Annotated in this window: 11 protein-coding genes and 2 pseudogenes; 9 read left to right on the top strand and 4 right to left on the bottom strand. The window is 66.4% G+C overall.

The features are described 5' to 3' along the window. Window positions 1-259 precede the first annotated feature (259 nt). Window positions 260-7,828 carry a ricin-type beta-trefoil lectin domain protein gene (locus AC0OLQ_RS25085; RefSeq protein WP_484528320.1) on the top strand — a complete coding sequence of 2,523 codons (7,569 nt, stop codon included), beginning with the start codon at window positions 260-262 and terminating at the stop codon, window positions 7,826-7,828. Window position 7,829: 1 nt separating this feature from the next. Continuing rightward, entirely contained in the window at window positions 7,830-8,243 is a 414-nt protein-coding gene (locus AC0OLQ_RS25080; protein ID WP_484528319.1) for a hypothetical protein, read from the top strand. 406 nt (window positions 8,244-8,649) lie between these two features. Here the strand turns inward: AC0OLQ_RS25080 and AC0OLQ_RS25075 are convergent. After that, a pseudogene (locus AC0OLQ_RS25075) lies at window positions 8,650-8,772 on the bottom strand (IS110 family transposase); the annotation flags it as partial. A 186-nt stretch (window positions 8,773-8,958) separates the two neighbouring features. Here AC0OLQ_RS25075 and AC0OLQ_RS25070 point away from each other — a divergent pair. The 3 genes from AC0OLQ_RS25070 (at window position 8,959) to AC0OLQ_RS25060 (ending at window position 11,635) form a co-directional block, all read left to right on the top strand. Beyond that, window positions 8,959-9,366: a hypothetical protein gene (locus tag AC0OLQ_RS25070; protein WP_484528318.1), complete on the top strand. Its 408-nt coding sequence runs from the start codon at window positions 8,959-8,961 to the stop codon at window positions 9,364-9,366. A gap of 418 nt (window positions 9,367-9,784) precedes the next feature. Next, on the top strand, window positions 9,785-10,144 hold the full coding sequence (locus AC0OLQ_RS25065) for a transposase (protein WP_484528317.1): 360 nt from the start codon (window positions 9,785-9,787) through the stop codon (window positions 10,142-10,144). Window positions 10,145-10,348: 204 nt separating this feature from the next. Beyond that, on the top strand, window positions 10,349-11,635 hold the full coding sequence (locus AC0OLQ_RS25060; protein WP_484528316.1) for a hypothetical protein: 1,287 nt from the start codon (window positions 10,349-10,351) through the stop codon (window positions 11,633-11,635). Window positions 11,636-12,088: 453 nt separating this feature from the next. On the opposite strand, the gene AC0OLQ_RS25055 is transcribed toward AC0OLQ_RS25060, so the two are convergent. Beyond that, window positions 12,089-12,991: an IS5 family transposase gene (locus AC0OLQ_RS25055; RefSeq protein ID WP_484528315.1), complete on the bottom strand. Its 903-nt coding sequence runs from the start codon at window positions 12,989-12,991 to the stop codon at window positions 12,089-12,091. 179 nt (window positions 12,992-13,170) lie between these two features. Here AC0OLQ_RS25055 and AC0OLQ_RS25050 point away from each other — a divergent pair, with 179 nt between their 5' ends. Together AC0OLQ_RS25050 and AC0OLQ_RS25045 are read left to right on the top strand one after the other, a co-directional pair. Continuing rightward, window positions 13,171-13,950, top strand: a complete 780-nt coding sequence (locus AC0OLQ_RS25050; protein ID WP_484528314.1) for a transposase family protein — start codon at window positions 13,171-13,173, stop codon at window positions 13,948-13,950. A gap of 193 nt (window positions 13,951-14,143) precedes the next feature. Continuing rightward, window positions 14,144-14,866 carry a hypothetical protein gene (locus tag AC0OLQ_RS25045; RefSeq protein ID WP_484528313.1) on the top strand — a complete coding sequence of 241 codons (723 nt, stop codon included), beginning with the start codon at window positions 14,144-14,146 and terminating at the stop codon, window positions 14,864-14,866. Between the two features lie 212 nt (window positions 14,867-15,078). Here AC0OLQ_RS25045 and AC0OLQ_RS25040 read toward each other — a convergent pair whose 3' ends face one another. Beyond that, the gene (locus AC0OLQ_RS25040) at window positions 15,079-15,504 is read right to left on the bottom strand and encodes a DUF6924 domain-containing protein (protein WP_484528312.1); all 426 of its coding nucleotides are present in this window, start codon (window positions 15,502-15,504) and stop codon (window positions 15,079-15,081) included. Between the two features lie 103 nt (window positions 15,505-15,607). Here AC0OLQ_RS25040 and AC0OLQ_RS25035 point away from each other — a divergent pair, with 103 nt between their 5' ends. After that, a complete protein-coding gene (locus AC0OLQ_RS25035; protein ID WP_484528311.1) occupies window positions 15,608-17,437 on the top strand; it encodes a hypothetical protein in 1,830 nt (609 codons plus the stop codon). A gap of 115 nt (window positions 17,438-17,552) precedes the next feature. On the opposite strand, the gene AC0OLQ_RS25030 is transcribed toward AC0OLQ_RS25035, so the two are convergent. Further along, window positions 17,553-18,638 carry an integrase core domain-containing protein gene (locus AC0OLQ_RS25030; protein WP_484528310.1) on the bottom strand — a complete coding sequence of 362 codons (1,086 nt, stop codon included), beginning with the start codon at window positions 18,636-18,638 and terminating at the stop codon, window positions 17,553-17,555. Between the two features lie 79 nt (window positions 18,639-18,717). Between AC0OLQ_RS25030 and AC0OLQ_RS25025 the strand changes: the two are divergent. Continuing rightward, window positions 18,718-18,837: pseudogene (locus AC0OLQ_RS25025) on the top strand (SDR family oxidoreductase); the annotation flags it as partial. Between the last annotated feature and the right edge of the window lie 79 nt (window positions 18,838-18,916).

Raw genomic sequence — 18,916 nt, 5'->3', positions numbered from 1 at the left:
GACGAAGACATCTTCCAGGGCGTGGTCAAGACGCTTTCCGCAGGTCGGCGTGATCATGCTGTCTACCAGGCGTTCGTTCCTCTCGGTAATCGATGATGTTAGGTATTGCCACACGTGAATTACTGCACGTAGCGTCCTCGGAACTTGGTGTGTCGATCTGGGAGGGCTCGTGGTGGGGCGCGCAGGGGTTCGACGGCGGTTGCGGGTGGGTTGGGGATCCGGCTGGTTGATGAGTCTGGCGAGGAGCCGGTCTTGGCCGGTGCTGGCGGTCGGGTTGGTGGTGGCGCTGACGGCGAGTTTGCTGACGCAGGTGCCAGCATCCGCCGCGCCTAAACCGAAACCGGCAGTGCAGTCGCAGAAGCCGGTGCCGACTCGCAAGGTGAAGCCTCGGGCGACGGTCAAGGCCCAGACCGATGGGCGTGGAGTCACCCGATTGGGTAGCAGCGTGCTGCCGAAGGCAGGATCGGCGAGGGTGGCGGTGTCCGGGCGCAGGACCAAGGTCGGTGATTTGCCGGTTGTGGTCAGTCCTCTGGTCCCTGTGTCGGCGGAGGATGAGCAGCGGGCTATCAAGCGGCCGGAGCTGATGCCGACGTCGGTGACGGTGCGGGTGCTCGACCGCAAGGTGGCGAAGGCGGCGGGAGTGTCCGGTGCGGTGCTGGCCGTTTCCCGGGCCGACGGTGCTCGCGGGGCCGGGAAGGTCCGGCTCGGAGTCGACTTCGCCAAGTTCGCCAAAGCCTACGGCGGGGACTACGCCGGCCGGCTGCGGCTGGTGGCTCTTCCCGCCTGTGTGCTCACCACCCCTGCCGTTGCGAGCTGTCGTGTTCCACGGGACCTGGCGGCGGTGCGGGCGCAAACCACGCTGACCGCGGACGTGATGTTGACCGATACTGAGGGCGCTTCGGTGCTGGCGTTGACGGCTGGTTCGTCGTCCGGTGGTGGGACGTTCGCCTCGACGAACATGTCGCAGGCGTATTCCTGGGCGGCCGGCAATCAGAGCGGTAGCTTCACCTACAGCTATCCGCTGCCGGTTCCGCCGGCCGGTGCCGGCCCGCAGCCCAACCTTGCGCTGACCTATGACAGCGGGCGGGTGGACGGGCAAACCTCGACGCAGAACGGGCAGACGTCCTGGGTCGGTGAGGGCTGGGACCTGCAGGCCGGTTACGTCGAACGCTCCTACCGGCCGTGCGCACAGGATGGTCTGCCCAACGTCGGTGACCTCTGCGGGTTCTCTCCGCACAACGCGACGCTGGTGTTCGCGGGGAAAGCGTCACCCCTAGTCCGCGACACCGCATCGGGTGTGTGGCGGGCAGCCAACGATGACGGACTGCGCATCGAAAAGTTCGACGACAGCACGGCCTGGCCTGATTACCCCGTCAACAACGGCGACAACGACAACGAGTTCTGGCGCGTCACGACCCAAGACGGCATCCAGTACTACTTCGGCATCAACAAGCGCTACAGCAACGACAACGAAGACACGAACTCGGTGCAGACGGTGCCGGTTATCGGCAACAACCCCGGTGAACCATGCCCCAGCGGCTGCAACCAGGCCTACCGATGGAACCTCGACTACGTCGTCGACACCCACGGCACGTCGATGACCTACGGCTACACCAAGCAGCAGGGCGCCTATGCCGGCACCGCCACCTCAACCACTTATGACATCGCGGCCCAGCTGGACTACATCGACTACGGCGACCGAGCCGGCACCGAGCACGGACAGCGGGCGCCGATGCGCGTCGAGTTCGACACCGCCGAGCGCTGCACCGGCGAGCCTTGCCTCAACGCCGACGGCACCCCGATTCGCGACAAGTACCCCGACACCCCGTGGGACCTCTACTGCGAGATAGGCCTGCCCTGTGGAAACCACAGCCCGAACTTTCTGACCACCAAGCGGTTGGCCGGAGTTCGGACGATGGTGATGGATGACGGTAACCCGCCGCAGTGGCGCACCGTCGATGAGTGGAAGCTGACGCAGAACTACCCGGACACCGGCGAGTCCAACACCTCGCCACATCTGTGGTTGCAGTCGATCGAGCACACCGGCCGGGGTGTCGACGGCACCACCAAGACCGAGCCGAAGATCCAGTTCGGCGGCACCAGGAAAGCTAACCGGGTCGACTCCACCGGCGGCCCCCAGTACATGCACTACCGGCTCACCTCGGCGACCAACGGCACCGGCGGTGACACCCTCGTTGAGTACACCACCATCCCCGACGGTGGCGTGGTCTGCGACTCGACATGGGAGCCCATTCCGGACAACAACCCGTACCTGTGCTTCCCGCAACGCCACTACCAGCAGAGCAGCGACCCGAGCAACGCCAGCGGCTACGGATGGTTCTTCAAGTACCTCGTCAACAAGGTGACCCAACGGGATCTGGTCGGCGGCTCACCTGACGAAACCACCACCTACCGGTACGTCAACAACGCCTCATCCGACAGTGCGCTGTGGGCGCACGACGTGAACGAGAACGTGGAGCTGCTGTACCGTACGTGGTCGGTGTGGCGCGGCTACAGCAGCGTCACCGCCACCAAGGCGACCGCCGCCGCGCAGACCATCAACCGCAACATCTACCACCGCGGCATGGACGGTGACGGCAAGACTACCGGCGACGGCACAGGGGTGGCCTGGTACGAGCGCAATGCCGGACTGCTGACCCCCATCGGTACCCCCGGCCTGGACGGTGCGATCTCCGGCCGAGACGGCAAGTGCCTCGACATCAAGGGCCCCAGTACCGTCAGGGGCACGCTCGTGCATATGTGGAAGTGCTACGACACGCCGAGCCAGGTGTGGCAGTTGCAACTTGACGGCCACCTCAGGAACCCGTGGTCGGGCAAATGCCTCGACATCTCTGAGTACAACAAGGCCAACGGCGGCACCCTGCAAATCTGGGACTGCATCGCCGGCGGCTGGAACCAGATATGGCAGCCCCAGCCCAACGGAGCCCTCAAAAATCCCGACGCGGCGAAGTGCGTAGACATCTACAACTTCGGCACCGCCGACGGCACGAAGGTCCAAACGTGGGGCTGTGGCGGCAACTGGAACCAGGTCTTCCAGCCGCAGGCCAATCAAAGTCTGCTGAACCCGCAGGCAGAGCGTTGCATCGACGTCGCGGGCTCCGCGACGATCAACGGGACCGTCATCCAGTCCCGCCGGTGCAACGGCGCCGCCAACCAGGTCTGGCAGGCGCAGACAGACGGCAAACTGAAGAACCCGAACTCCACCCGCTGTCTAGACATCAAGGGGCCCTACAGCGTCAGCGGCACCGTGATCCACCTATGGGACTGCTACGCCACCTGGAGTCAGATCTGGGAGCAGCAGCCTGACGGCAGCCTCAGAAATCCGCAGTCCAACAAGTGCCTCGACGCCAGCCCCGACGTGACCGGCGGCGCCAACGGCCAGCTCGTGCTGAACGACTGCGACCCCACCCGCCTCAGCCAGAAGTGGACCAACCGGTTCAACGACGCCGACGGGCTCGCCGGCTTCCTCCGCGAAAGCATCGACCTCGACGGCACGGACATCGCCGCCTCCACCATCCACGTCCCCAGCACCACCCAGACGGCTGTGCGGACGAAACCGGTGACCGGCGGGCAAGATCTCTACGCGCAGCGGGTGACCGAGAGCAGCACCAGAACGCGCACCCGGATCGCCGCGGACGCCAAGTGGCGGTGGACCGAAGCCCAAGCCAGCTACGACACCTACGGCCTCCCGACCGAAACACGAGACCTCGGCGACATCTCCACCCCCAGCGACGACACCTGCCTGCGCGCCGAATACAAGCCCAACACGACCGCCTACCTCATCGCCTTCCCTTACCAGACCACCGAGTACGCGGGGGCCTGCGGCAGCGCGACGATTCTGGCCCAAAGCCGCACCTATTACGACGGCAGCCTAATCCTCGGCACAGCGCCCACCAGGGGGGACAAAACCAAGAACGAGTCCCTCGTCAAATCCCCTGATACCTGGGCAACCACCCAGGCCACCTACGACCTGCTCGGCCGTCCCGACACCAACATCGACGCCCGCGGCCAGTTCACCTTCACGACCTACAACCCGCCCGGGAACCTGCCGCTCAAGGACATCACGGTCAACAAGCCCATACGCCAGGACCTCGACTACGTCACGAAGACGACCTTCGACCCCGGCCGGGCGCTGCCCACGCAAACTCTGGACCCCAACGGCAGGACCACGCTGACCGAGTACGACCCGCTGGGCCGCCGCACCAAGGTCTGGCTTCCTACCGAAAAGAAGGAAATCAGCGACCCGCCGTCGATGACGTTCAGCTACGACATCAGAGCGGACGCGCCGAGCAAGCTCACCACCGAAACCCTCCAGAACCGGCCGACCGCAACCAGCGGCGCGGTTTACCTCACCTCGTACCAGTTCCTCGACGGCCGCATGCGCCCGCGAAACGCGCAAACCACCGCTCCAGGCGGCGTCGGCCGGATCATCACCGAAACCACCTACGACGCCCGTGGCCACGTCGCCGCCGAAACCGCCCCCTACTACGACACCAACACCGCTGGCTCGTCCATGGCAACCGCAGCCGCGGCGAACCTGCCCTCCCGCACGGTCTACAGCTACAACAACCTCGACCAGACCACCGCTGAGGCGCTGGAGGCCAGCGGCAGCGAGAAGTGGCGCACCCGCCACAGCTATGACGGGGACCGCCACACCCTCATCCCCGCCTCGGGGGGCAACAGCACGACCTACTACGACGCCGCCGGCCGCGCCACCCGCACCACGGTCAACCCCACCACTGGCACCTCCGAAACCACCACCTACGACTACAACCCCGCCGGCGAACTCACCACAATCACCGACGCCGCCGGCAACATCACCCGCTACGGCTACGACCTGGCCGGCAACCGCACCAGCGTCGAAGACCCCGACGCCGGCACCAGCACCTCCACCTACAACGAAATGGGCGACCTGCTATCGACCACAGACGCCCGCAGCCAAAAAATCTCCTACCAGTACGACACCCACGGACGACCCACCGTGAAGTGGGCGGGCGACCCCGGCACCGGTACGAAACTCACGACCTACGTGTATGACGGCCTCACCAAGGCCACGGGGATGCTGTCCTCGACCATCCGTCACGTCGGCAACGCCGACTACGTCGTCCAACCCATCGGCTACGACGACCGGTACCGGCCGACCGGCACCCGCTGGATCATCCCCCAAGCGGAAGGCGACCTCGCCGGCACCTACAGGGTCGACTACGGATACGACTCCGCCGACCACCTGACGACTCTGTCCTATGCGGGAGGGGCAGGCCTGCCAGCAGAAACGGTCACCACCGGCTACGACACCCTCGGCTACGCCACCACCCTCGCCGGCGTCAACAACTACGTCACCACCACCGGCTACACCAACACCGGACAGCTGGCCTCCCGCACCTACGGCGACCCCGGCGCCGGCGAACTCATCCGCAACTACAGCTGGGAAGCCGCCACCGGCCGACTCTCCACAATCTCCGCCACCCTGCCCGACCCGACACTGCCCGGAACCCGCAAGACCATCCAGGACGACCTCTACACCTACCTACCCGCCGGCGACATCGCCTCGGTCAAGGACCGCACCGACGGCCAGTCACAGTGCTACCGCTACGACGGCCTCCACCGCCTCACCGAAGCGTTCACCACCGCCATCGACGACTGCGCCGCGACCCCGACCGACGTCGCCGCCACCGGCAAACAGCCCTACTGGGACAGCTACACCTTCGACACCAGCGGCCGCCGGAAGACCGACATCCACCGCACCGGCACTGCCACCAACCGCACCTACACCTACCCCGCCAAGGGGCAACCTCAGGTCCACGGCATGAGCTCGATCGCCGTGACCGGCAGCACCACCCGCACCGACACCTTCGGCTACGACCTCGCCGGCAACATGCGCACCCGCACCGTCAACGGAGTCAAGACCGACTACACCTTCAACGCTGAAGGCCGGTTCGACACCGCCACCGTCACCGTCGGCACGGGCACCGAACAGACCAAACACCTTTACGACGCCGACGGTGCCCTCCTGGTGCGCCGCGATCCGACAGGCACGAGCCTCTACCTCGGCAGCGAGGAACTCCGCCTCGAAGGCAAGACCGTCACCGGCACCCGCTACTACAGCCACAACGGTGCCACCGTCGCCGTCCGCGCCAAAGACGGCCTCGACTGGCTTGCCACCGACCACCAGACCAGCGCCAACCTCACCGTCGACCCCACCACCGGCACCGCCCAACGACGCTGGTACACCCCCTACGGCGGCGACCGAACCGGCGCCACCGACTGGCCCACCGACCGCGGCTTCCTCAACGCACCCGCTAACGGCTCCACCAAACTCCTCGACGTCGGCGCCCGCGAATACGACCCCGACACCGGCACCTTCACCTCCCCAGACCCCCTCATCAACCCAGGCAACCCGAACAGCCTCAACCCCTACGCCTACGCACACCACAACCCCATCACCCTCAGCGACCCCAGCGGCCTCTTGCCGCAAGAGCTGTATGGCATCGGCGGAAGCAAGCTGTCCGACAACCAAAGAGCGGTGCTGGTATACGGCGCGACCGTCGTAGCGGCGTTCGCGGTCTGCGCAGCCACCGCGGGAGTCGGCTGCGCAATCATGATCGGCGTCTCCGTTGGCTTCGGGCTAGGCGCAACATTTGCCGAGGAGGGGCACCGGACCGAAGGCGGAGTAATCGGGGCCATCGCCGGAGGCGTCGGTGGCGGCGTCGGAGGGCTCCTAGGCGTAACCCCCGGTATTACAGCGATCTCCGGAGCGCGGCTATTCGCCGCCACCGTCGCCGCCGGAGCCTCCGAAAACGTCGCTAGCCAACTTCTCACCACCGGCACGGTCGACTGGCGGCAAACAGCAGAAGCCGCAGCGGCGGCCGCCACCTTCTTCTTCGCAGGGGCAATAGCAGGAAAGGCCGCCAGAAAGATTCGCGGCGGGTGCGGCGTGAGCAAGCACAGCTTCGCGCCTAACACACCTGTCCTGATGGCCGACGGCACCACCAAACCCATCGAGGAAGTAGAGCTCGGTGACGAAGTCGTTGCTACCGATCCGGAGACAGGCGACACCGAGTCGAAGCAGGTCGAACAGCTTCACCTCAACCATGACACCGAACTGACCGAACTCACTGTCCGAGTCGAGGGCAGTGCACCCAGCGATGGGGATAGCCCCAACGTCAACAATGTTCTGCACACCACCCAGACCCATCCATTCTGGGATGAGACCCTCGAAGACTGGGTCGACGCGGCCAACCTTGTCACCGGCCACCGACTCCAGACCAGTGACGGCAAGACCGTCACCGTAACCGGAGTTCGGAACTACACCGGCGCGGTCGGCATGAACGACCTCACCATCGCCGACATCCACACCTACTACGTGATGGTCGGCGGGACCTCAGTCCTCGTCCACAATAACAACGCGGCCTGCCCGGTTCCGAATCATATTATGAAGCGAACTGATTTCGATTCCCGTGGCAATAAGCGGGTGGGGTCTGAGCAGACCTACTACGCAGGGCGTCAGACGCCGGAGGAGCGGGCCCAAGGTAGATACAAGGGCGGACTGATTTCTCACACGGAATCTAGGGCGACTCGGGAAGCTGGCTCTCCTCATCCGTACTGGAAGGGCGGCGACGATCCGATCTTGGGGCGGCAGCGCCCTGCAGCAGGTGACACGGTATTCTTTGAAGGTGACTTGCCGCCATGCCAATGGTGTCAAATCGCGATGGAGGAAGCTGCCGAAAACACTGGCGCGAACTTCGTATATCGCTGGGTCGAAGGTGGGGTTGAGCAATTCTGGTGGCGCGGACCAAGTGGGAGATGATGTGGGCACGCTGATTATTAATGACTTCAGTTTCGAGGAGCATGGTCCGGTGCTTTCGGTCGGGTTGGCCGAGTCAGCAGACGAGAGCGGCCGCGACTTGATTTTTCAATGCGACCTCAGGCACAACAGCTACCCAGCTGAAAGTAACTGGCCCGAGGGCGAGACTTACTGCGTGACGGATACCTGGGGCCGCACAAGCTATGGCGGCGTAACGGAAGCCTCGTTTCGCGGCAGGGTATTGCGGATGGTTTTCAATGAAAAGACAACGCGAGTGCTGGGATTGGAAGAACCTAGTTGGGAATTCGTAATCAGTGATGCTCTGGCTAACGTAGACGAACTTCGGCGGCAACTTGAACGCGTACTTTCGTGTGGCCGTCCGGAGTATCGGCCTCGTGTATTCGACTTCGGGGAATAGCCTGGAGTGGAGGCCCTGTGGGCAAGAGCGGAAATTCGCTTATCACCCTCGTCTTGCGAGTAGTCTGGGTGCAATGAACGGCGCTGAACAGCGCTCAGCGGCACCTTGAACGAGTTCAACAGCAGTTGCCCGGGCATGTCCACTCTCGTCTCCGCAGGTCGATGCGCTGCAGCGTTCGGCGGGGAAGACGAAGTGGTCAGCCCGGGCTGCACCGCGTCTCGCCGGTGCGGGCCGTTCCCCTAGATGCTGGCACCGGCCCAGCAGCACGGCGCCGCATCAAGCCATGACTCTGGCTTCTGCGGCACCAGCCGTCGGTATCGTCCCGGCGGCTGAGGCGAATTTAACTTGCCACCTCGGACCACGGTCTTCAGCATGATGAGCCCTTCGGACTCCAGATGGCCGGCGCGTGCAGGCGGGCGATCCCGTCGATCCCCTCCTCGAGTTTCGCCTTGCCCAGCCGCCGGCCCGCCTCGTCCTGTATCTCGACATCGTGGTGGTCCTCGGCCCAGTCGTCTCCCACGAACAGCATGTCCTCCTCCCGCTGGTCCAAGGTCGAGCGAGCTGTCTGGCAGCCTCCGGGAGACCTTCCGCAAGCTAATGATCAAGTGCTCACGCCGGTGCGGCGGGCACGACATCCCATCAGCGGTTACGTCTCCCGACCACCGGCAGGGGCACGATCTGTCAATAGGACTGCAAGCACGTCCTGCAACGGGGAGTGCTCACCCGCCAGCGGGGCTACCTGCTGAGCGTCATCGACGGAGCGACGACGGAGCAAATGGGCGCCGCTTGGCGCGCTGCGGCTGACATGCGCGACTGGGCGCTGGCCCAGTGCACCGCCGTCGAAGCGGAACTGAACAGCGGCGACCTTGGCGACGCGACGCTGACCTGGATGTTGGGCGCCGTTCTCGGCTTGCCGCGACTGCTCGTCCGCGACGTGCTGCGCGATCGCCGCCCATCCATCGGCACCCGGGTCAACACCGCGATCATGCTGCTGCTCATCAGCGACGGTTTGCACCGGCTACGCGAGTTGGTGCCCGACGGACAGTTCGAGCTGTTGCCCCAGATTCTGCCGCCCTTCCTACATGTGCTCGCTGGCGTGCCGACCCCCGCCAACCCATCGTGATCACCCCGGGCGTGCCTCACCTCGGCCCGAGCCGAAATTCATCACGGTCGGGTGCATGACGTGGGCGCCCGTCGAGGCGTCGATGTACCAGAGACACCAGTGAGAACAGATCCGGGGCGTCCGGCTCGTTACCGCCCATCCGGCGGTGGCCCGCGGTGTGTGGGCTGGCGGGTTTGTGGAACATCCCGACTCTGCTGCCGAGTTTGTGACACGCCGGCGGGATCGTTCTGGCTGGCTGGTTCTGGGTTGATGATCCCTGTTCGCGGTCGTGTTCTCGTCGTTGGTGGCCGCGGGATGGGGGTGTGTGGGTGTCGATGCAGCCGCGGTCGCGGGTGGAGATTCCGGAGCAGACTGAGCTTCCCCCGGTTTCCCGGACACCTGAGCTGAGGCGACACTGGTCGCCGAGGGAGGAGTTCGGATGCCCGCACCACACCCGCCGGAGTTTCGTCAGCGCGCGGTCGAGTTGGCTCGGCTGCGGGACAAGCCGATCCAGGAGATCGCCAACGATCTGGGGATCTCCGAGCCGTGTCTGCGGAACTGGCTGGGCCAGGCCGACACCGACGACGGTAAGCGCGAGGGCCTGACCAGCGACGAACGCGGAGAGCTCGCGACGCTGCGTAAGGACGCGCTGTGGGTTACCGACATCACCCAGCGCCGCACCCAGGGCGGCTGGGGTTGGCCGTGTCCGGCAACAAGATCTACGCGGTCACTGACCAGTTGGCCGAGCCTCCGAAGTGGAAAATACGGGAAACGCCCCGGCACCGAGGCGGCCAGATGAGGCGGAGGAGTGGGCCAGTCTCAGCGTGAGGCCCGCCGACCGGGGACCGGAAGCCAGGCGCGTGCCACTGTCGGACGAGAGCCGGAACGGACGACGGCGCGGACGTAACAGTGACTACGGTCTTCGCGCTCAACCCGAGGGACGCCGACGATCCCGACGACTCGGGCCGGCTGGCCCGGTCGATCCCTCCGACGTTAGGACCTGATGTCCGTTCGTCTCCGTTCCACCCGCCATCACCTGCTCCGTAGCAGTCTCCTGGTCGGCGCGCTGGCCGGTCTCGGTGCCGGTCTGCTGCCCGCCGCCCCGGCCGGCGCCGCCGCCTCCCGGGCGGACCTGGTGGTCGCCGCGTCCGTCAGCCCGGTCGAGGTGCCGGCCAGCGGTGGCTGGTCGACCCTGACGCTCGACGTGCGCAATGCCGGCACCAGGGCCAGCCAGGATGTGACCGTGGCGTTCACGCTGCCGCCGGGAGCCTGGTTCTCCACCGACGGATTGGTGATTCCGCCAAGCTGGCACTGCGACCTGGCAGGCGCCGCGACCTGCACCCACGCCCCCCTGGCCGCCGGGGAGGTCGCCGACGCGCTGAACATCCCGTTCGGTGTCCCGGCCGCTACCGCCGGCGACACGCTCACCGTCACCGTCACGGCGTCGACCCGTACGGACTCGACGACCACCAACAACACCGGCCGGGCGAGCGTGCGTTACGTGCCCAGCACCGTGGACCTCGAGTTCGTGCCCGCCGCAAACAGCCAGCAGCTGCTCCCGAACGAGTATGTGAACCTTTCCGCGTCGGTCCGGAACACCGGGAACTCGCCCTCGGGTGAGGTGACCGTCACCATCCCGGTGCCGGCCGGGGTGCAGGGCTCGGAGACGTCGAGCGAGGGGTGGGACTGCGCGTTCGGCGACGGCGTGGCCGACGGCCGGACCGGCTGGCGCTGCATGCACGGCCCGCTGCAGCCGGGTCAGACGAGCGAGCAGCTGTACTACGGCGGGATGCTCACCGCCACCACGGTCGGCGAGGTCGTGACGGTGGAGGCGACCGCCGCGACGACCGCGCTGGAGACCACCCTGGACAACAACACTGCGCGGCACACCATCACCGTCGAACAGGGGGCCATCATTCGCGGCACCGTCTGGGTGGACGGCAACAACAACCGCGTATGGGACTCGTGCGAGGTGGGCGCCCCGGTCGGCTCCGAGGGCATCTCCCGCATCGACGTGGTGACGGCCCCGGGGCAGCCCGGCTCCGGTGGGCTGACCACCATCAACCCCGACGGCACGTTCATCGCGTACGTCCGCTCGGGCACCTATCGGGTGCAGTTCCACGTGTATCACCCGCACGACTTCATCGACTCCGTCGACTCGGACCTGATCTACTACTGGAACGAGACCGGCGGCGCCAACTACGGCTACACCGACTGGGTCACCGTGGCTACGGGTGACGAGGTGACGCTGGACGCGGGCGTGCGGTCACGCTGGATCGAGTCCTGCTGACATTTCTCGACGCCGTTCCGGCGACACCCGGGCGGCCCGGCGTCTGCGGCCGGGCCGCCCGTTGCTTGTCGTGGACCCTCGCCCTCATCGATATTCAGGTCTGCCACACCCACCGTGACCTGCAAGATCAGGTTAGAAGAGGCTCATTGGCGAGCCTCAACGACGTCACCCCGGCCGACGTAGGTGGAGCCAGAGTCGTTCGGTGCTCGTATGGTGATCGGACGTGGGCGAACTGGCCCACCCGGTACCTGGCTGAACTCGCGTCCCCGCTTCCCGCCGCTACCCTGAGCCCGAGGGGCGGGAGCGGTGAGCGTCGAGATCCTCAGCAAGGTCCCGTTCTACGTCGAGCAGGCCTCCTACTGCGTCAGCTACCACGAGAAGAACACCTGTGACCGCTGCACGGCCGTGGGGTGTCCTCGGCTAGATGAGGCTGCGGAGCTGCTAGCCCGTGTTTCATAAGGCCCGGAGGTACTGGTTGATTGCGGCGATGGTCAGGGTGGCTTCGTAGCGCACGGCCAGTTTGTCGTAGCGGGTGGCCATGGCGCGGTGTTGCTTGAGCTGGTTGATGCCGCATTCCACGGCGTGGCGCCGGCGGTAGGTCTCAGGACTGAAGGCGGGTGGCCTGCCGCCGCGGGAGCCTTTCGCGCGGCGGTGGGCGTCTTGGTCGCTCTTGCTCGGGATGCAGGCCTTGATTCCCCGTCGGCGTAGGTAGGCGCGGTTGGCTTTGGAGGTGTAGGCCCGGTCGGCCAGGACCTGCTGTGGGCGGGTTCGGGGCCGGCCGGGCCCGGAGCGGGTGACTCGGATGCGGTCGAGGACCGTGGTGAATTGCGGGCTGTCACCGCGGTGCCCGGCCGTGACGACGGTGGCCAGGACCTTGCGGCCCTGTTCGCAGGCAAGGTGAGTCTTGGTGGTCCATCCGCCTCGCGAACGGCCCAGCGCGTGATCGGCAGGCTCGGCATGGATCCCGCCGGGTGGTTCTTTCTGCCGGTCGCCGTCGCGACGGGCACCGGCCGCGTGTTGATGGGCGCGGCTGATCGTGGAGTCGACGCTGACGGTCCAGTCGATCCGCCCGGCCGTATCGGAGGCGGCTTGCAGCCCGGCCAGGACGCGGGCCCAGGTGCCATCACGCTGCCAGCGGCGGAACCATCGATACAGCGTTTGCCATGGAGCGTAGTTCGCGGGCACGTCACGCCAGGGTGCACCGGTGCGGACCCGCCACCGTATGCCGTCGATGATCTGTCGTCTGGTCCACTTGCACGGTCTTCCCCGCGACGATTCCGCAGGCAGCAACGGGTGCAGGTGCTGCCACTGGATGTCGCTCAGGTCATGCCGCGCCGCCGCCGCTAGGCTGGCCACGAGGTCTCCGGTATTCAGGTTTGCTTGGTCGCTAACCCACTTACCGGAGACCTCTTCAGTTATCGATCACCGCCACGCCGTGACCTCACCCAGCCCACGCCCACTTACGAAACGCGCCCTAAGGGATGTCTCGTAACCCTGGCGTCTGTCTCTTGAGGATGGTCGGGCAGGATGCCTGGATGCAGGTGATCACCGCGGCCCGCCCGGAGTGGATCTTCCCGTTCACCGGGTTGCAGCCCGTTCAGTTCCGCAAGCTGGTCCGGCTGGTCGCCGAGCGTGGCGGTGACGGCATCGCCGACGGCCGGCCAGGCCGGCAGTGGGCCCTCGACCTCGCCGACCGGGTGCTGCTGGTCGCGGCGTACTGGCGCACGAACCTGACGATGCGCCAGATCGGCCCGCTGTTCGGGGTGTCGCACTCCGCTGCGCACCGCGTCATCGACACCCTCGCGCCGCTGCTGGCCCTGGCGCCGGTACGTAAACGGCCGGTCGAGCAGATCGCGATCGTCGATGGCACCCTGGTCCCCACCCGCGATCACCGCCTGGCCGCCCGGAGCAAGAACTACCGCTACTCGACGAACCTGCAGGTCGCCATCGACGCCAGCACCCGCCTGGTCATCGCCGTCGGCGACCCACAGCCGGGCAACCGCAACGACACGATCGTCTACCGCACCTCGGGCATCCAGGAGAAGCTGGACGGGCGGCCGGTGATGGCCGACGGCGGCTACCGCGGCAACCCCGAGGTGATCATGCCGTACCGCAAGCCCTCCGACGGCACCGTCCTGCCTGACTGGAAAGAAGCCCTCAACATCGAACACCGCACCGTCCGAGCAGGGGTAGAACACGCCCTGGCCAGGATGAAGTGCTTCAAAATCCTGCGCGACTACCGCCGGGCCGCCCACACATTGGCCGACGCCGCTTCCGGCATCGCCAACCTCCACAACATCATCCTCGCCGGCTGACCACCGGCCTGATGCCGGACAACGCCTTCACCCAGTTACGAGACGTCCCTTAGGTGATGGGTTGAAATAGCAAATTAGGGCCTGCGGTACTTTCTTCACCAACACCAATCGGTTAACAGGTGAAGTTCCTGCCGCGATGCCGGACGTCTTACATGAGGCGCCAACCGATATCCACATTGGAGGCAATGATTTGATGAGTTCCTACACCATCACCATCGCTGCTGACGATCCCAGTCGAGCGACCACAACCCTGAAGGTCGAGGTGAACGACACCATCCCGCGCATCACCGAACTGGTGGTACGCGCCGGGCAAGGGGACGGGCTGACCGCGGGCCAGATCCCCGCGGTCGACCTGGACCTGCTGCTGAGGGCGATCGCGCCCGCCGCCGGTGGGCGGCAGGCGATAGCCACGCCGCCCATTGCCGTATCCGACGAGGCGCCCGCAGCCGATGCCGTGCCCGTTGACGACGGTGAGCCCGCCGCCGAGCCGACGGCGGTCCAGCCCACCGCCCCTACCACGGGTGCGGATGAGCCGGCTACGAGTAGCCCTGTGGAAGCTGGTGCGGTTGACGTCGTGGTGCCCAAGCAGGCGTCACCGGCGACCAAAGCAAGCAAAGCGAAGAAGGCCACCCGGGCGTCAGGCGCCGGCGCGGCCCGCAGCCGAGCGGGCAAGCCGACCGCAACGGGGGCCAAGGCCACGACTACGGCGGCGAAGGCCAGGAAGCGGACCGCCAAAGGCGGATCCTCTGGAGGCGAGGGACGGGTGTACCGGCGCTCACCGGCCGATCTCGAAGCGGTCTACCAGCAGGCCGGCAGTGTGACGGCTGTTGCCGACCATTATGACGTGCCTCGGCACACCGCCCAGGGGTGGATCCGCACGCTGCGCCGCCGGCAGGCCGGGCCAATTTCTGAGTAGGGAAACGGGTACCGGGTCGGAACGGGCCAACAGGGGTGTCGCTTCAAGGCGCGGGATAAGTCCTGACGGCGAGGGCTATCGACGTGCTGCGACAAGCTGTCAGTCTGTCGTCTCCGTCGCGGGCGGCCGGTACTGGTAGACCTTGTGCCTCGCTCTCCAGTCCGCGGCGTGCCCGATTCGGCGGGCCATTGGCTTCTCCTTCACGGGCTTGGTCAGTCACCCTCGAAGCCGCGGAACGTGCCGGACTCGTCGGCGGCGTCGGCGAAGTCGGCGAAGTCCATGTTCGCGATGGACATGTTGGCGGAGACTTCGGCATACCAGCGGGGCGGCACCCGGAAGGTGCGGCCGGGTTGGTCGTAGAGGCCGACGGCGAGCAGCGGGTGTTCGTCGTCGGCCATGGTGGTCGAGTCGGCGAGGAACAGGTAGGTCAGCTTGTCGTCGTCGTCCGCGTCGGCATCGGCTTGGATCAGGGCATGGATGCCTACCCGGGCGTACTGAGGGTCGCTGACGAAGGTCGCGTTGGGGTAAGGGTCTCCGGCGATGAGGGCGGCTTTCAGTGCGTCCCAGGCCGCGTTATCGGTGAAGTCGGTACGCAGGACCAGCGACGTGAGGTCTTCGGGTTGGGGCAGAGGGGTCACGGCTGCGATCCTTTCAGCCCGTCGCCGCCGCTGATCGGTTCCGACTGCTGCCGGGTCCAGGAGGCAGCCGGTCCCCGTGCCGTGTGGCAGATAGGGTGCCACGATGGCTCGGGTGGAGTGGTCGGCGCTTAGCGGCGACGAGGTCGAGACGCTACTGGCAAACTTGTACTACAACCGTGACGGGCGGTTCTTGCGAATCCGGCCTGCTCAAGGCGACTTCGGTGTCGACCTGATCCTGCCCGTAGCTGCTAAGCCGCAGCTGTGGGACGTCTACCAGATCAAGAAGTTCGCCCTGAATCTGACTTCTGGTCAGAAGGGCCAGATCGAGGCGTCGTTCAGGCGGGTTCTCGTCGCCCTCGTGCGTCATGGGCTGCCGCTCAACGACTGGTACGTCGTGATGCCGCTGGACCCAACCCCGGACAACGTCACGTGGTTCAAAGCAATGCCAGAGACCGCGTGCGCTGAGCTGGAAGCCGACGCGGACCTCGCGCTCACGGCCGACGAGTTGGGGCGGATCCGTGAATGGCTCGATGCCCCGGGACGAACCATTGCCTGGCTGGGTCTCAATGCTTGCGAGAGTCTCGTCGCCGACTACCCGTACGTCGTCGACTACTACCTGCACGGCGGCCAGCAACGTATCCGCGACGCGGTGGCCGAGGTGGCCAAGCTCCTGCAGCAGGATTTACCACTGCAGGCCAACGAGGGCGCCGCCGCAGGTGACGCGCAACCCACGGCCGCGCTGCTCACGCCGGGCGAGATCCGGGAGCACCTGCTGCGGCTAGACCGCGTGCTCGACACCGACCCCCATTTCCGGTACGGCCACAGCCTGGACGTGAACCCTCCCGACCTGCTTCCGGAGCCGGGCCTGGTCGCGGCCACCCAGGAGCAGATCTCGGGCGGGCGGTGGCTGACGTTCAAGGTCTACGTACGGTCGGCGCAGTCACTGATCGAACGGCCGATCCCGGTGACCATGACCTTCGACTTCGAGCAGTCCGCCGAGGATCTGCGGGCCATCGAGCTCTGGCAGAAGTTTGGAAAGCCGGTGCAGGTAGCCGGGACGATCGAGGCCGACATGCCGGGCGGACTGAGCCGCGGAGGTCGGGCCGGGACGGTGCGTCTCTCGCCGGCGGCCGACGTGCTGAAGCAGGCCCGGGTCCGGTTGCGGATCGTGAATCCTGCGGGGACCCCGTTGGCGGAGTGCGCATTCCGCACGGAGTCGGCGAACGGCAGCGACGGAATGTGGGTACGCGGGACGGACGACGCCGCCCTCCTGGGCCTGGAGATGCTCATCGCGACCGACGGAGCCACCACCACCGACTTCCGGATTGAGGCGCTTGCGGGACGCGAGGCCAACGCAGTGCTCAGCCCGGTCCGGTTCGCCGGTTTTCTGACCGCGCCGAACACGCTGCAGTTCGCCGGTGCCTACGGCCCTTTCAGCGACATGGTGCAATTGACGATGGCCGGGCCGCTCCTGCCCGAGGCGGTCGTCTGCTTCGTCGAGAACCTGGACACGATCCAAACCGTCACCACGATGCCGGTGGTGATCCCCGACGTCTCGGCCATGAGCACCCAAGAACGCCTCACCATCATGCGGACGGCGTCGCTGATCAGCGGCCGTACGCTGGTCGCCCACTGGCGGCCGTTCAAGGTCGCCGACACCGGTACCGCCGAATTCGATCCGGCCGGGGATTATGAGTTCATGGTCATCGAGCCGTTGACCGTGTCGCTGGGGTCCGCACGGCACGTTCTCGGCGCGCAGAGGGCGCGGCCGCTCTCCGCACGGATTGAACAGCTCCCCGACGGCAGCGCCCGGCTGACGCCGGACGAGAACGACGTCGCTCATTTCGACTTCCTGCGCGAGATCCCCGAGGACGTCACCGACCGGCAAATGGTCTACTCGCGGCGTATCGATGATCCGGCCGAGGAACAATAACGCCGCTCCACCAGCGCCTGCACGATCTCCTGCGCGAGGCCGTGGTCGACCCGGACCTCGTCCAGGCGCCGAGCCGGCGCTGAGCCTGTGCCGTTCGGAAACTCGTCGCTGCTGGTCAGCCTGGATATCTGTATTCGTTGATGACGCCGCCGAGCACTTGGGTTCGTAGGAGTCGGTGAGCGGTAAGGTCGGTCACGGGCGCGGGGTGCTCTTTAGCGAGGGGAGGTAGCTGTCCTCGAGCCTGGTGCGGGCGGTGGCGGTTGTAGTGGCGGGCGTAGGCGTCGAGGACGTGCCGGGCGTGGGTCTCGTTCCAGATCAGCAGGTGGTCGAGCGCTTCGCGCCGCAGGGTTCCGATGACCCGTTCGCAGTGGGCGTTCATCCGAGGAGCCCGCGGAGCGGTCCTCACGGCCTCGATGCCGTCGGCCGCGAAGACCGCGTCGAATGCCTTGGTGTACTTCGTGTCCCGGTCGCGGATCAGGAAGCGCAGCGAGTTGACCCGTACGCCCAACTCGGCGGCGAGGTTTCTTGCCTGCTGTACCGTCCAGGAGGCCGTCGGATGCGCGGTCACCCCGGCGACGTGCAGTCGTCGCGTGCCGTGTTCGAGGAACACCAGCGCGTACACCCGGTGCAGGTCGACCAGGTCGATGTGTACGAAGTCGCAGGCGATGACGCCCTCGGCCTGCGCAGTCAGGAACTCGCGCCAGGTCGGGCCGCTGCGGCGCGGGGCCGGATCGATGCCGGCAGCGGTAAGGATCTCCCAAACTGTCGTGGTGCCGATGGGACGCCCGAGGCGAACAAGTTCGCCCTGGATCCGACGGCAGCCCCAGCGCGGGTTCTCCCGAGCCAGCCGCAGCACCAGTGCCTTCACCGCGCTCCCGGTCGGCGGCCTGCCAGGTTTGCCCCGGCGCATGCTGTAGTCCCACTTGCTCGCGATGAGTCTGCGGTGCCAAGCGAGCAGGGTCGCGGGCGTCACCGGGAACACCTGCGCCCACCGGCGTCGGGGTATGAGCGAGGACAGCGTCGCGATCCACAGTCGGTCCGCCGGGTTGTACCGCATCGGTCCCGTGAGCTGTCTGCGTAGCACCGCGTTCTCATGCCGCAGCACGAGCAGTTCGGCATCCTTGGCCGCGTCCCGGCGCAGTAACACCGCCGGGACCGTGAGCAGCTTGCGTGCTACCTGGTACACCAGTGAGACGATCACCTGGACAAGCTTCCGGCAGGCCGTCGTGGCGCGCCACACCCACTTCGAGCAGCAGCGATGAGTTTCCGAACGACACAGCACCCCGGACGCCATCGCGAACGCCGCGGTGTACTTGGCCAGCGACGAGTCCGAGTTCGTGCACGGCATCGTGCTCGACGTGGACGGCGGCCGCACCACCGCGGCCGTCATCGCCGGCTGACCCGCCGCAGCGGGCCGGGGCGCCCGGGAACACGTCGCCGTCGCCCACGTACCCCCCCGGTACGTGGGCGACGGCCAGG

Source organism: Micromonospora sp. Utrum1 (assembly GCF_057197805.1).
This window is presented reverse-complemented; position numbering and strand designations above follow the sequence as displayed.

What these genes read in the sequence shown, in the direction of transcription:
- AC0OLQ_RS25050 (WP_484528314.1), top strand. Translation starts at nt 13,171, where the DNA reads ATGCAGGTGATCACCGCGGCCCGCCCGGAGTGGATCTTCCCGTTCACC.
- AC0OLQ_RS25045 (WP_484528313.1), top strand. Translation starts at nt 14,144, where the DNA reads ATGAGTTCCTACACCATCACCATCGCTGCTGACGATCCCAGTCGAGCG.
- AC0OLQ_RS25060 (WP_484528316.1), top strand. Translation starts at nt 10,349, where the DNA reads ATGTCCGTTCGTCTCCGTTCCACCCGCCATCACCTGCTCCGTAGCAGT.
- AC0OLQ_RS25065 (WP_484528317.1), top strand. Translation starts at nt 9,785, where the DNA reads ATGCCCGCACCACACCCGCCGGAGTTTCGTCAGCGCGCGGTCGAGTTG.
- AC0OLQ_RS25035 (WP_484528311.1), top strand. Translation starts at nt 15,608, where the DNA reads ATGGCTCGGGTGGAGTGGTCGGCGCTTAGCGGCGACGAGGTCGAGACG.